Here is a 14,645-nt window from a genome sequence, read left to right as displayed (position 1 = left end):
AGTATCAGATAACCTAAGGTCAATTATAAAAATAAAGCCGAAGAATTACCCTCGGCTTTATAGAGATAAAATTAAAGTTCTACAATCGAAAGAGTTTGGAGATTTTCTGCCAAATAGTAAGTTTAGGGATTTCTTGAACAACAGGTTCTTTTTTTGGAATATCTGGCATTTCAAAATATTCTTCTTTATGTTTTAGATCGTTTTCTCTACCTAAATGGATTTCTCTTTCTGTCCAACGACCAGCAAACTCAACTTTATTGTTCCTTATCCAGTAGTGGGACTGACATTCAAAATTCCAATTGCCTATAGAGGGGTGAAGCGTAACTGCTTTACCGTTAAAAGTCAGTTTCCAATCTGTCGGAGATAACGGGGTCACCACTTCATTACCGCATCCGCATACACATTTGTGTATTGCAGTACAGTATTCTATTGATACATACAAAACGCCCTCCTCAACCTTTTCAGGAATGAACTCAACAAATTTATGGTGTAACATCCTCATTGAAAATTTTAGACACACTAATGGAATATGAGCTGTGATATTCATTTTCCAGATCAACATAAATTCCAGATAACTTCTTCCATTTCAGGATAGCAAAAACAGCATTTAATGCATTCAGTTCAGCTACCTGAATGTTGGTAGCGTATTCATTATTATCAGAGTCTTCCGAAAAAATGCGGAGGGGCAGATGATCATTTTTATCACGAGAAGCAGAAGTAACCCTTACAGCACCTGTAAGTTTATCATCAACTACGTTAACCCCTAGACCTACATCGGAAAAAGCGACATCTACACTTACCAAATAATCCGTTATTATCTTCCTTACGGCATTCTTGTCTACACATACAAATACATAATCCATTTGATCCAACTCTTGTAAGTTCTCTTTCTTTACATAGTAGTCATGCCCATGGATATACTTGCGCATGTTTGAATACAACTTTTGATAATAAGACACCTTTCTCGGGTTTTCGTACAGATCATTCATTGACGCTGCACCGGGAGAACGGAAAGCATTGTGCTGGTCAAAGGTGTCCCCATCGTATATATGGATTTCTTTTACCGGAGTTTTAGCTACCAAATCCAGAATATATGCTCCAGTACCGCCCAGCCCAATAATTGCTATTTTCTGCCTTTCTAACTTTGCATTAATCATTTCGATGTTTGCGCGGCTGGAATTGGTGTCAATATATTCAAATACTGTTTCATTACCACTGTCCGGTATGACCTTAAAAGTCTTTTCCGTAACTGAAGGGTCCAGATATTTAGCAGGTGCGGAAATGATGTCTGCATACCTCTTGACTTTTTCATAGTAGTTCGGATATCCAGCAGCAGGCTTATTTGAAAAAGATCTGTTTACCGTAACCTGATGGTTTAGTACAGAAGTAGTATTGCTATGCTGGATTGCTGTAATGACTGTACCATCAATTTCACAGGGGTTATCCCCAATAAAATGTATAACATGGTTATCCGGAGTTCCCGTTCGTTCATTACAACTTAATGTAAGCGTAGTTACCAATATTCCATATTGGATTTGATTGTTTTGATCTACAAAGGGTATATGATGGATAAGTAAATATCCACCACGTACCTCGATCTCATAACCTTCGTCTCTTAGACGTTTAAGGTCAGGACTATGATTTATCAGTTGCTGTGACATCGAAGATCATTTTATTTTTTACACGAACAATCGAACCTTTAACCATTGTGCCTTCCGGTTTTGGTTCCCAACCTCTGCTATAAGTAACCGTATAACCCTTGTTTGGGTTATTATCGTATGATCCGAAAGCCAACACAACCAACTGCTCAAAAGAGATGTGTGCTTCTTTCCAAGTATGTGGACGAGCATTCACAATGATTGTAAACTCCGTTGGTCTAGGCTTAGAGAAAAACTTCTCTTTACCCGGACGAGCTAAATCAACGACTTCATCATCTAATATTTGATCGTCTTGCCAACCTTCCTTGATGTCAAGGAAGATATCATCTTCAACAGGTATATTACCCAGTTCTCTGATTTGAGCACCTCTGATGTATTGCTTATACCAAGTAAAGGGCTTGTAATTAATGAAAAACTGAAGCTTTTTCTTTACAAAGAAATACTCGGTTTCAGGTCGAGCCAAGTTAACTTGTTTCTCATTTTCAATAAGCTCATCCTGATAAGGTTTGCTAATTGACAAAAACAACTCGGTATCTAAAGGTATCCCAGCAAGCTGTTTTAATTCTGCTCCTGTTTTGTACTGGTCAAAGGCTTCATACTCTTTACCTTCTATTACAAATGTTAGAGGTGCTTTTGGATTTTGGGAATGTGATTCCCCTTCATGTTTATTTGAATTCATCTTGAATTTAAATTGATATTAATTAATATTTAATTGCTTATTGCTTATCATTTCGGCAATAAATAGGGCGTACCCTGCGATAGTTTAATTCTGATGCAATTGAAATTTTATACTATTAATACCAAGCCCCACTACCTGAATTGTACCGGCAGGAGGTTTAAAATCACGAAAAGCTTGTTTATTTCAAATAAAGGAGGTAGTTTTGAAGTGCAAAAACATTACTACCAAGAGCCTTGCAAGGGCTTTTGTTTCCTTTAAGGAATCAAGCCAGGTGATTTTCGCCTGGTTTTTTATTTTCTTACCCGCCTCTTTCTCATTAAAATTTTGTGTCTTTTACTGATTTTGGATCGTTTCCGGGTTTAACAGTGTCACTATCTCTAATTGGTCCACCATTTGGGCGATGTATTCTAACTTCTCCTCCGCCATTATTTGATGAAAACTGTTTTGCTAGTTGTTCAGCTTGCTTTTGAGTACTGGCAATTGCTGAAGCTTTCTTGCCGCCTTCCTTCTGGACATTCCATCCGTCTTGCCCTTTTTTTTGTGTTACATGGTAATTTGCCATAATTATATGTTTTTTTAAATTCTTAAATTAAACTCTTGGTATAATTCGAGCTGCAGTTTTGATGTCAACCGCCTGGACTCCAAGCGACTGTAGCATTTGTCGCATGTCATTAAATACTGGTTTCTCACTATTAGGATCTGAAATTGTTAGTATTGCTGTAAATGGTACACCCGCAGCTGGTATAGTTACACCATCTCTTGACAAGTACTCTACATCTAGTTTCCATTCTGTCGATGGTCCAACTCCTCGGGGGAAAGTTTTTTCATAAACTTTCACTGGACTCCATTTGAAAGAATGTTCAATCTGATCTTTCTCATATAAACTTCCGTCACCATCTTCTGGCGTATAAATTGCATTCAACCTTCCTTTATAGTTACCATTATTTTGTAGCTGTCTCAGAGCTGCGTCGATATTTATTCTGACAAACTCAGATCCAAATCTGTAATCAAATCTTGGAGTGCTTACAATGGTGAGTTTTGCGTGCCCAAAGCATTTACCATCCCTTACTAAACTTGACGGCCATGAAAATTTAAAACTCATTTTATGGCCACTTATGGCTCGGTTTGCAAATACTAATGTTATTGCAGATGAATTTCCGTTCAAAATGTCTTCAGAACCATCCGGCATACCGAATCCAATCAAGTGTTTGGAGACATTTCTCAAATTTTTGTCGTTGAGGGACTCTGGCAATACAGCATGATGGATTCCAAGAGCGATTAGTGTTTCCCTTGAAACTATACCTTCAATCGAATGATCAAGACTTGCTAAAGTCTTTGCTACATTAGGAGCTGCGTAACTAGTTCCGCAACCATCTACAATATTACTCGTTGGGTCTAAAGATAGAAGACCATGTCCTAAAGTTGGGTGACTAGTCCCAGAACCACCAATATGAGCAAAATCAGGTTTGAGTCCTACTCGTAGTCCAGGTCCTCGACAACTGTAACTGCTTAGAGCATAAGGAACAACACCTTCAAGATGCGGAGGGTTTAAAGCTGAAACACTAATATTACGACAGCTTTCAGCTGGTTTTTTAATAGCGTCATTTCTCGAAGAAGCTAATATTTTTAATGCATCGAAATGATCCACAGGCCATTCTTTTCTAATATCTCTAGGATGCGTATTACCCGCCGAAATAACAAAAACGACATCGTTTTCTTCTGCAATTTTGTCCAAAATTTGTGCAGGAACGCTATAGCCTGTAGTTGATGCATGCTCTTCTATATTCAGGCTGAAATTAAATATTCGAACTCCAGTTCTAGCTTTTAATTCCTGAACAGCAGTTTCAAGTTCATTAAAAAATTCTAGAGGTTTTGAATAGTACGAGCTATATCTATCAGCACGAGGTAATATATCAAGATCTATAATTTTACAACCATCAATTTCCCTGCAAATAGCCTTTCCATTTAATTGTTGGCCAAATATTGCTAATCCAGCTATAAAAGTACCGTGATTTTCGTCTTTGTCCATGCTGCTAATTAATCCCCAACGATCTTCTATCCAGTCACCATAAACATCTGAAACACCTCCGTCTACAACGCATATTTTTGGATATGAGCCTTTATGATCAGGAGCAAGAACAGTAAAGTTTTCACCTTTGACCTGAGACTTGACAGTTGAGCTTTGTGTAATGATAGGAGGAAGAGTAACTTTTTTTACCAATGGATGATTTCCCAAATATTCTAATAATTCGTTATGTCTCTCCAAGTTTAGGTCAATAGATTTTTTCTCTCCTGATTTGCCTGCTGTTGATGATGAGTAAAGCTGTATTACGGGAGTTGAATCGGTTTTTTCTAATTTGACACCAAACACAACAGATGAGCCTTGACCGGTAGTAATTCTTGACACAAATAAGCCTGTGCCTAAAATGGTTAGCCCTCCAAAAAAGCTATCAAACAAATCGAATTTGTATTTACTTAGTAAATCCCAATCTTGCCTCGCCGGAGGAGCTTCAAACAATTCTACCATATACGAACCGCCAGTTTGAGGATTAGATAGCCATTTTACGGCTTCTTTAACAGAAAAATTTCTTTTGTCACTTGCAGTATATGGGCTAATTCCTTCAATTGCACCGACTTCACTTCTTAATCTTGAAGGATTAGGTTCATTCTTCCCATTCTTTTCTTTATATCTTGTTTCGGGTTCAGCCTGTCCAACTTTAGTATTTATTTTATCAATACTTTCTGGCGTCAGTTCGACAAATAATTCTCCCAAATCTCCAGCTCCAATTATAGGAGCAACATCCCTTTTAAAAACTTGTGAAGTTGGACGATGACTTTTTGCTAATGCCGTTTGCTTTAATGTAACTTTCGCATAAGAAACCTTAGCAAAACTATTTACCAATTGCATGCTCTTTATCTCACTAAGCTGATTTTGAATATTATCTCGATGCTCGATGAATTCAGTATCATTTCCGGCAAAAAAGTCTTTAGAACCACCGCCTCCATTATTTTCTAATGCCTCGATAAAAGCATCGCTATTTAATACTATTTGAACAGGACTATTTGCCATAACTTATATTTTTTCAGAATCTTTAAATTTCGATAGCTGCTTACTCAAAGTTGACGGGGTCATTCCGAACAATGATGCCAGATTTTTCTGTTTAAAAGAGTAAACCTTATCGTTTAACAGCATGTTTATAAAATCTTCATCACTGTGAACCATAACATTTCTCTTTTTTGTGTCTACCCTTCCAGAGTTGAGCACAGCAAATTGCTTCATTACTTCTACGATATTGCTTTTCTTTTCTAAGACAAAAGCTCTCTTTAGCCATTTCGAAAGCATTTCTGCATCAGCACCTGATGAACCATCAAGGCACCATGCTAAAAATTTAATCTCACTTTCATTAAATTCTAAAGGCGTAATAAAATTCTTGAGTAATTGAATCATTACTTCGGGAGAAGGTTTAGGAATTTCAACCTGTATATCAAACCTTCTCCAAATAGCGGGATCAAGAAGACTTTCATGGTTGGTTACACCAATGGTAAAACCTTTTTCATGACGCGAATCTAGACTTTGCAACAACGTATTGACTACTCTTTTTACTTCACCAACCTCCTGTGGATCGTTACGGAGTTTAGCAATTGCATCAAACTCATCAAGAAGTAAGATGCATTTATACCTATTAGCAAAAGCGAACAGATTACCAATATTTCGAGATGTAGTTCCTAAATACGAAGACATAAGCCCTTCTAACCTTGCCAGTACTACAGGTAGTCCAATTTGTTTTGCAATCCATTTTGCTAAATGTGTTTTACCAGTTCCTGGCGCACCATAAATTAAGCAGGAACTAGCAGGGGTAGCATTAATTTCTAAAAGTTGATCGAATTTACTCCATTCATTTACAATTGAGTGAATAGCAAGCTGGATATTACCATCAAACATTGGGGCTTTTTCTGGTAGATCATCAGGGAAAAAAATCTCTGCCAATGGTGTTGATGTCTCCTTATCTACAGGGATCGATGTCTTAGGAGTTACTTCCTCGCCTTTTAAAACAACGAAAGATCTTTGGATTTTACTTGGAGACATGTCAAGCGATGATTCAGAAGCAGTCAACAAAGCCTCCAATGACTTTGCCTCTTTAGCAAACCCATCTTTTTCCAGACTTTCTTTTAATCTTCTAATTTGATGCGTGACAGCTTCATTCGGCGTTGCCAATGCGGATCTGCTTAGAGCTTGTACTATACTGAAATATTTGAGCATTTGCTTATTTGTTTCTTAAGTTATAAATGCAAATATAGTAATAAATTTCTAAAACAAGATTTTTATTTCCATTTTTTAATATAAATTTCCAAAAAAAGATTTTAGTTTCTATTTTCTATTAAAAATAAGTTTAACGACATGAAAGTGAGTATGTTTCATGAATATTAATAAATGGGGAGCATTGCAAATAGAAAAGGGAGCTTGCTATCAAACAAACTCCCAATGTCAAAATTCTCCAAAATCATTTTCCACAAAACAAAAGAATAAACTTCAGTTTCAAAGAAAAGGTAACTGCCCAATAGCTAGCTTTTTAGCATGCTGAATTCACATTCTGCGACCTTTTCTTTTGCTGAATTCACTTTCCTCTTGCTTTGTACTAGTGGATTTTTTTTGCTCAGTTTTAATTTCTTGTCCATTGTTACGCTTTACAGTTTCCGCAAAACGGGTCTGATGCCACGGTATTACTTTGGCTTCAAATTGCAGTTGCACTCCATTTTTTTTTAAATAGTCCGAAGTATTCAGGTCACTTGTCTTATTCTGCCCAATTGGGTCAAGGGTACGTTTGCCGGGAATTTGTACAACAATAAGGTCTTTGGGAATCTCCTTGACATTGAGGCTCACTTCCTGAAAGGTATATGTCCCTTGATTGAACGGAATTGTATAGGTGTCGTCTTTGTACGAATAATAATGTTTGAGTTCGGAAAAGATGATGCCCCGTGACCAGATATCATCTTTAGGGTGCAATTTGTCATTGAATAAGTCAATATAGAAGGTATGCCCCGCAATATCTATCGTTGGAATAATACCTTTGTAAGCAATTTTATCGAACGCATCCTGATCAACCATTAGTTTGAAATCGTCCATAGCATCGATTTTGTCTTCTGAAATGTTATGCTTTTTTGCCATTCCGATCGGGTCAAGTTTTACAAAGTCAGGTATCTCTGCCAATTTTGCTCCCGGTTCGGCGTACGTTGTCAAGCCCTTAGTGTTTGGGCTATACCAAAATCTGTAACCTTGTACTGCTTTTTCTTCCATATCGGATAGAGAAATTACATTTTTCGGATTGGCTTTTTCACGGAGTTCCAATTGATTTACATCCACTATAAATTCTGTTCCGAATACTTTATGTGTCGGAAGTCCCCTTTGTGTATCCGTGGGTATCTTATACAGATTGTCCTTTGGTTGGTTGACAATATATTCTTCTTTTGGTTGTAGCTGTTCAGCGACATTACGTTTTATATGCTCAATCACATTGGTATCTATCCACGGCAGGGTACGCGCTTCAAAGTGCATTTGTTTCACATCCTGATCAGTTAGGCTATTATCATGCTTTCTATTCCATCCCACTATATCCAATTCATACTGATTGGGAAACTGCACTATGATAATATCAGTAGGCAGTTCGGTCATTTTAGAAACATCGTCCTGTTGAAATTCGCGTTTTGTTGGATTATAGGGAATAACAAATGCCCGTCTGTCACGATCATAGTAGTCTTTTATTTCAGTAAAGTCTATGCCTTTGGATATAAAGTCGTCCTTTGGCCGTAGTTTGTTCATGCGTAAATCCACATAGAATGTATGACCTGCAATATCAATAGTAGGTAGTATGCCTTTATTCAAATGCAGATCAAGCAAACTGCCCGGTTCTATATTAGTATTTGGCAATCCATTTTCCATATTTTCTTATTTTAAAAGACAAAGGAAAGTCTATACAAACTCCCCAATGTCAAAATCACTCAAATCACTTTTCCGCAAAGTGGAAGAACTGTCTTCCGTTTCAGATGAAAGGGTGCTATCCAAAAGCTCGGCTATTCTTCGGGAAGCATCTTCCATAGAATTTTCCAATAGGCTGAATAATTCGGTTCCCTGTATTTTTTGAACTATGGCTATCGCTGTTTCCTTTTGGGCTGGTTCCAATTCTTCTTTTTGGAGCAACACCCCCACGGAGCTTAGTTCTTCAAAGGTAACCCCTTGGGCAAAACCGTCATCACCACCGGATATTCCGTACCTGTTCCATTCTTCTTCCTCTTCTTCCAAATCAGGTATCTTTCTGAAAACTTCGTCCAGCTCTTCCTGCGGAATTTGAATACCTACGTTTTCATTTTCGTCGTATTCAATGTCTAAATTAGCAGGGTTTATCTCCGGTTCCTGAATTTGGCGTTCAGTGGCAGTGTTTGGCACTGAAAGGCGTTCTACGGGTTTTGGTTGGCCCATAATATCGGGCAGGTTCGGATTGACTTTCTTATGCGGAGGTTCTTGTTTCGACCTTTTATGAATGACAATCTTATCCTGCAATAGCAGTACAATGACAATCAGCAGGCATATCACAATTACTATTTCCATAGCTACAAAATGGGTTTAAAATGTTCGTTGAAATAATCGGTAATATCGTCCCCGTACTCCCTAAAGTGGTGTTCAAGGATATTGTCAATATAAGAGTAGAGCGTTGTTCTTTCTTCCCTTGTCAGTTGAACGATGCGGAGCAATCTTTCGTGGTATTCAGGGCGAATGTAAACGACCTTGCCGTTACGTCCCGATGGAAATCGATTGACCAAAAATGTTTCCTCGTAGTCCGCTTTCTTTGATGAACTGTTTCGAGCTTTTTCCCTGGGCTTTGTTTCCTTTGTTATATCCTGCTGTCTATTATTGCTCGATGGAGCAACAGGCTCATCGCCACTTATGACGTTCATAAGGTATTCCTCATCAACATTGGGCTTTTCAAAATCGTTGTTTTTGTTATTTGAAGCCATACATTACTATTTTTATAGATGAGTGATTTTTAAAAATTCCTCGACAAACAAATCCATTTTAGTTGCTTTCATTAACTGTGGTTCGGCGGGCAGCAAACTTGACCGGAATACATAACTACCTGTATCGTCTGTTTCCTTTCGGAAACGCTTGCTATCCATTATTCTTGTTTCCATTATAGGCAGGTTGAGTTCTTTGATGACACTTTGATAAGCATCATACAAACCTGTTTTTTCCCTGCCGTCCACTTGGTTCCAGAACAGCCACATCTCTTGTTCGGGATTGCCCTCGTCCGTTTGGGGAAGTCCGAGAAAGGCTTTGGTAAAGCCCAATGTACTTTCCACTACCAAACGGTCGGCAGTAATGGGCGAAAAGATGAAGTCCATTTTTTTTAAGGTCGTCAGTACACCTTTGGTATTGGCTGTTCCCGGCAGGTCGAAGAAAACCACATCCGGTACAACGGCCGACTGGCTTCTATATTCCGATGCTTTTTCCAAAGCCGTTTCAGCTTTGCATTTGATAATCGGGTATGCTTTTTTGTTGATAGCTTGGAACTGCTTCATTGCTGCCTTTTTATGGTAGTCGTTCTGCATTATGGTTCTCTTGTCCCGTTCACGCATATTGGTCAGGCTGTGCTGTGGAAAGTCGCAGTCCATCACCAGCACATTAAAACCTAAACGGTAGTGAAGCACGCTTGCCAGCAAGGTGGTCATCGTAGATTTCCCCACACCACCTTTTTGGGTGGAGAAGCTGATTTTTAAAGTTTTCTTTGTTGTTTCCATTATTTAAAAATTTATTGTTACACACTTTATTTGTTTTGCAGGATTGAATATTTGACTATTACCTCATTACAATATTCCTGCATTCCCTTTTGGGTACTTTCCAGAACAGGTATTTGCTTTCATTTTTGCCTTGTAAGGCACATTCTTTGGCAAGTGGCAAAACTTACAATAGGTAAATTGCTTTACCGCTTTTATTGTTTTATTCTTTTAAAACCTTATGCTTTTATTCCAAACTGTCTGTTTGCAAACCTGATTTTCTTCTTTGTTGAAATACATTTTTTACTACCTGCACTAAAATTATACGGCAAATAAAGCGATTGATTTAACCGCTGATTGCGGTGTGGCAGTGTTTGGCGTTCAAAGGCAGTGTTTGGCACTGCTATACAGTACAATGCTTTCGTAAACAGGGCTTTACTTTGTACAATGATTTTTATTAATGGATTTATGCAAAATTCTTTTGACAAATCGGAGGGCAACGGGAACGGCATCGAGCCGTTTTTCCCTGTTACATTTAATCCGTCCCGCAGGGCGGATTTTTGTGTTCGACAGAACACGGCAAGTTGTGTTTTGAGGCACTCGAAACCGAGTTCGTGCCTCAAAACAACTTGCCCTGCCGGGAGCTGAAAAAACCACTCCGAAGTCGAGGTTTTGTATGAATTTAAAATGGATTAGTGATGAATGAGAATAATAAAAGAAAACAAAATAAAGGCGGACGGAAGGCAAAAATCGACCCAAGCATCCACCGCCACGTTTTTCGTCTTACTGATGAAGAAAATGCCAAACTTTTATCGCTTTTTGAAACATCGGGAATGCCCAATAAAGCAAAGTTTATCATTTCTCTGTTGTTTGGTAACGAGATGAAATCAGTTAAAATAGATAAAGGCACGGTTGATTTTTATATGAGATTGACTTCGTTTCATAGTCAATTTCGTTCTGTGGGTGTCAATTACAACCAAATAGTGAAGCTTTTGTATAAGAATTTTTCCGAGAAAAAAGCCGCAGCGTTTCTATACAAATTAGAAAAACAAACGGCTGAAATGGCAATGTTGTGTCAAAAAATCATTCAGATTAGCGAAGAATTTGAAACAAAGTATCTGAAAAAACAGCCTTAGAAATGATAGCAAAAATTGGCAGAAGCGGAAATCTATATGGAGCATTGGCGTACAATCAACTGAAAGTGGAGAATGAGAACGGACAGATTTTGTTCACCAATAAGATGATTGAAACCGCTAATGGTCATTATTCCGTTTCGCAATTGGCTCAATCTTTTGCACCTTATCTCATAGCGAACCGCAATACCGAGAAACACACCTTGCATATTTCGCTCAATCCTGACCCGAGAGATGAGGTAAGTGATGACAAGTTTCGAGAAATGGCGGAAGAATATATGCGTGAAATGGGCTATGGCGAACAGCCTTTTGTGATTTTCAAACATACCGATATTGACCGCAGCCATATCCATATTGTTTCGGTTTGCGTGGATGAAGAAGGTAAAAAGATTTCTGATAAATTCGAGAAAATGCGGTCTATGAATGTGTGCCGGGAACTCGAAAGGAAACACGGATTGATAGCTGCTACAGATAAAGAACATAAGCTGAATGACAAGATTTTTAGTCCCATAAATTACAAAGCAGGCGATGTAAAAAGTCAGATAGCTTCAGTTATTCGCCATTTGCCAAACTATTATCAATACCAAACTTTGGGAGAATACAACGCCTTGCTTTCTTTGTTTAACATTACCACCGAAAAGGTAGAAGGAGAATTGCAAGGGCAGTTGCAGAAGGGTTTATTGTACATTCCCTTAAATGAAAAAGGAGAAAAAGCAGGTCATCCGTTCAAGGCATCTTTGTTTGGGAAAAGTGCTGGACTTCCAGCTTTGGAATTGCATTTTGAGCAAAGTAAAATTGCATTAAAAAATAATCCTGTTCAAAAAACTTTAAAATCTGCTATAAACATTGCTTTACAATCAACAACTGATGAATTGAGTTTTAAGAAACAATTAACCGAACAAGGAATTAATGTAGTGGTGCGCAGAAATGATGTAGGACGAATTTACGGAATAACTTTTATAGACCATAATTCTAAGACAATTTGGAATGGTTCACGATTGGGAAAAGAACTTTCTGCTAATACTTTTAACGATTATTGGAATAACAACATCAAACCGGAAATTAAAGAACCAGTTCAATCACAAATAAAAGCTTCTAAGTCAAACGATGCGGAAAATTTACCTGTGGAAAAACCTCATCATTTCTTCGATTTTTTAAATACTGAAAAACACGAAGATGGTTTGGTCGAAGCATTGGGCGGCTTATTGCCTGAAATACAAGGAGAAGATTATGAAGAACAAGATTTTGCAAATAAAATGAAGAAGAAAAGGAAACGCCATAGAGGACAGCAATAGCAATCCGCCAAACAATGCCATTCGCAGACATTGACTACCACATTTTAAAAACCAATATTTACAACTTTTAAATTCACGCCCGAACATTAAAACTAAAATAATGCAGGGAGAAGACGATTTAAGAGGTCTTGCCAAAATAATGGCATTTATGCGGGCAGTAAGTATCCTTTTGGTACTGATGCACCTTTATTGGTTCTGCTACGGTTTCTTTTTGGAACGTGGCTGGACGCTGGAAATAATCAACAAAATCTTAGGCAATTTTGACCGAACAGCCGGTTTGTTTTCGCACAATTTATACACCAAAATTTTTGCTTTGGTACTGTTGGCATTAAGCTGTTTGGGAACAAAAGGCGTTAAAAATGAGAAGATAACTTGGTCTAAAATATATGTAGCTTTGTCGATTGGAATTATTTTGTTTTTTCTGAATTTTCCTTTGTTGAAACTACCTTTATTAACTGCCACATTTCTGTATATTTTTACCACTGCTTTAGGTTATATTGCTTTGATGGTAGCAGGAGTTTGGATGAGCCGTTTACTCCGTACCAATTTAATGGAAGATGTTTTCAACAATGAGAATGAGAGTTTTCAGCAGGAAACTAAATTGATGGAAAACGAGTATTCTGTCAATCTTCCTACAAAGTTTTATTATAAGGGCAAATGGAATAATGGCTGGATAAATATTGTCAATCCTTTCCGGGCGACTATTGTTTTGGGAACACCCGGTTCTGGAAAATCTTATGCGATTGTAAATAATTATATAAAGCAACAAATTGAAAAAGGGTTTTCAATGTACATCTACGATTTTAAATTTGATGACCTTTCTACCATTGCATACAATCATTTATTAAAACATCGGGATAAATACAAAGTTCAGCCAAAATTTTATGTGATAAATTTTGACGACCCACGAAAAAGCCACCGTTGCAATCCGCTCAATCCTGATTTTATGACGGATATTTCTGATGCCTACGAAGCTGCTTATACCATAATGCTAAACCTCAACCGAAGTTGGATACAGAAACAAGGCGATTTTTTTGTAGAAAGTCCGATAATTTTGTTAGCTGCCATTATTTGGTATTTGAAAATTTACGATGACGGAAAATATTGCACATTTCCGCACGCTATTGAATTGCTGAACAAAAAATATTCAGATGTTTTCACGATTTTAACTTCATATCCCGATTTGGAAAACTATTTATCTCCTTTTATGGATGCGTGGCAAGGTGGCGCACAAGACCAATTGCAAGGACAAATTGCATCGGCAAAAATCCCTTTATCAAGAATGATTTCTCCGCAGTTGTATTGGGTTATGACTGGCGATGATTTTTCTTTGGATATTAATAATCCTGAAGAACCTAAAATTTTATGTGTAGGTAATAATCCCGACCGACAGAATATTTATTCCGCAGCGTTGGGATTATACAATTCAAGGATTGTAAAGCTAATCAACAAAAAAGGGCAATTAAAAAGTTCGGTTATCATAGACGAATTGCCAACTATTTACTTTAGAGGATTGGATAATTTGATTGCAACTGCAAGAAGTAATAAAGTGGCTGTTTGTTTAGGTTTTCAAGATTTTTCACAATTGACGAGAGATTATGGCGACAAGGAAAGCAAGGTTATTCAGAATACGGTTGGTAATATTTTCAGCGGACAAGTGGTGGGAGAAACTGCAAAAAGCCTTTCGGAACGTTTCGGAAAGGTGTTGCAGAAAAGACAAAGTTTAACCATCAACCGAAGCGACAAATCAACTTCCATTTCTACGCAATTGGACAGTTTAATCCCAGCTTCAAAAATTTCAACTTTAACACAAGGGATGTTTGTTGGTGCAGTTTCGGATAACTTCGATGAGCGAATTGAACAGAAAATCTTTCACGCTGAAATTGTGGTGGACAATGAAAGTGTAGCATCAGAAACCAAAGCGTACCAAAAGATACCACAAATATTATCTTTCGTAAACCAGCAGGGCGAAGATGAAATGAAAAAACAGATTGAAGGGAATTACCGACAAATAAAGATGGACATTTTGAATATTGTAGAAAATGAATTGGAAAGAATTAAGAACGACCCAGATTTACAACATTTATTACAGCAGGCATAAAATGTTCTTACA

The 14,645-nt window shown here is 37.6% G+C and carries 13 protein-coding genes; 3 read left to right on the top strand and 10 right to left on the bottom strand.

The genetic code is table 11. From position 1 onward, the window contains the following. Window positions 1-79 precede the first annotated feature (79 nt). The 10 genes from EG346_RS12835 to EG346_RS12790 form a co-directional block, all read right to left on the bottom strand. Window positions 80-496 (bottom strand): ubiquitination-like system serine protease family protein, encoded by a 417-nt coding sequence (locus tag EG346_RS12835; protein ID WP_228429325.1) that lies wholly within the window; start codon window positions 494-496, stop codon window positions 80-82. Further along, complete coding sequence (locus tag EG346_RS12830; RefSeq protein ID WP_055134006.1) at window positions 483-1,661, bottom strand: ThiF family adenylyltransferase; 1,179 nt, start codon at window positions 1,659-1,661, stop codon at window positions 483-485. Before EG346_RS12830 ends, EG346_RS12835 begins: the two co-directional genes overlap by 14 nt. Then, the gene (locus tag EG346_RS12825) at window positions 1,636-2,337 is read right to left on the bottom strand and encodes a multiubiquitin domain-containing protein (RefSeq protein WP_123879073.1); all 702 of its coding nucleotides are present in this window, start codon (window positions 2,335-2,337) and stop codon (window positions 1,636-1,638) included. Before EG346_RS12825 ends, EG346_RS12830 begins: the two co-directional genes overlap by 26 nt. Window positions 2,338-2,653: 316 nt before the next feature. Then, a complete protein-coding gene (locus tag EG346_RS12820) occupies window positions 2,654-2,899 on the bottom strand; it encodes a DUF2188 domain-containing protein (protein ID WP_078704232.1) in 246 nt (81 codons plus the stop codon). A 27-nt stretch (window positions 2,900-2,926) separates the two neighbouring features. Beyond that, complete coding sequence (locus EG346_RS12815) at window positions 2,927-5,407, bottom strand: S8 family peptidase (protein ID WP_123879071.1); 2,481 nt, start codon at window positions 5,405-5,407, stop codon at window positions 2,927-2,929. Between the two features lie 3 nt (window positions 5,408-5,410). Continuing rightward, complete coding sequence (locus EG346_RS12810; RefSeq protein WP_228425870.1) at window positions 5,411-6,553, bottom strand: AAA family ATPase; 1,143 nt, start codon at window positions 6,551-6,553, stop codon at window positions 5,411-5,413. 369 nt (window positions 6,554-6,922) lie between these two features. Continuing rightward, a complete protein-coding gene (locus tag EG346_RS12805) occupies window positions 6,923-8,275 on the bottom strand; it encodes a hypothetical protein (protein ID WP_123879067.1) in 1,353 nt (450 codons plus the stop codon). Window positions 8,276-8,305: 30 nt separating this feature from the next. Then, window positions 8,306-8,941, bottom strand: coding sequence for a conjugal transfer protein TraD (locus EG346_RS12800; RefSeq protein ID WP_123879065.1), 636 nt, complete (start codon window positions 8,939-8,941; stop codon window positions 8,306-8,308). 2 nt (window positions 8,942-8,943) lie between these two features. Next, on the bottom strand, window positions 8,944-9,348 hold the full coding sequence (locus EG346_RS12795; RefSeq protein ID WP_045756166.1) for a DUF3408 domain-containing protein: 405 nt from the start codon (window positions 9,346-9,348) through the stop codon (window positions 8,944-8,946). A gap of 12 nt (window positions 9,349-9,360) precedes the next feature. Further along, window positions 9,361-10,128, bottom strand: a complete 768-nt coding sequence (locus EG346_RS12790; RefSeq protein ID WP_123879063.1) for a ParA family protein — start codon at window positions 10,126-10,128, stop codon at window positions 9,361-9,363. 674 nt (window positions 10,129-10,802) lie between these two features. On the opposite strand from EG346_RS12790, the gene mobA reads away from it, so the two are divergent. From mobA to mobC, 3 genes are all read left to right on the top strand, one after another. After that, window positions 10,803-11,240 (top strand): conjugal transfer protein MobA, encoded by a 438-nt coding sequence (gene mobA / locus EG346_RS12785; RefSeq protein ID WP_050378358.1) that lies wholly within the window; start codon window positions 10,803-10,805, stop codon window positions 11,238-11,240. Between the two features lie 2 nt (window positions 11,241-11,242). Further along, complete coding sequence (gene mobB, locus EG346_RS12780) at window positions 11,243-12,532, top strand: conjugal transfer protein MobB (RefSeq protein ID WP_050378357.1); 1,290 nt, start codon at window positions 11,243-11,245, stop codon at window positions 12,530-12,532. 100 nt (window positions 12,533-12,632) lie between these two features. After that, entirely contained in the window at window positions 12,633-14,633 is a 2,001-nt protein-coding gene (gene mobC, locus EG346_RS12775) for a conjugal transfer protein MobC (protein ID WP_074229978.1), read from the top strand. The last annotated feature ends 12 nt before the right edge of the window (window positions 14,634-14,645 follow it).

Origin of the sequence: Chryseobacterium carnipullorum (genome assembly GCF_003815695.1) — a bacterium.
Lineage (GTDB): Bacteria > Bacteroidota > Bacteroidia > Flavobacteriales > Weeksellaceae > Chryseobacterium > Chryseobacterium carnipullorum.
This window is presented reverse-complemented; position numbering and strand designations above follow the sequence as displayed.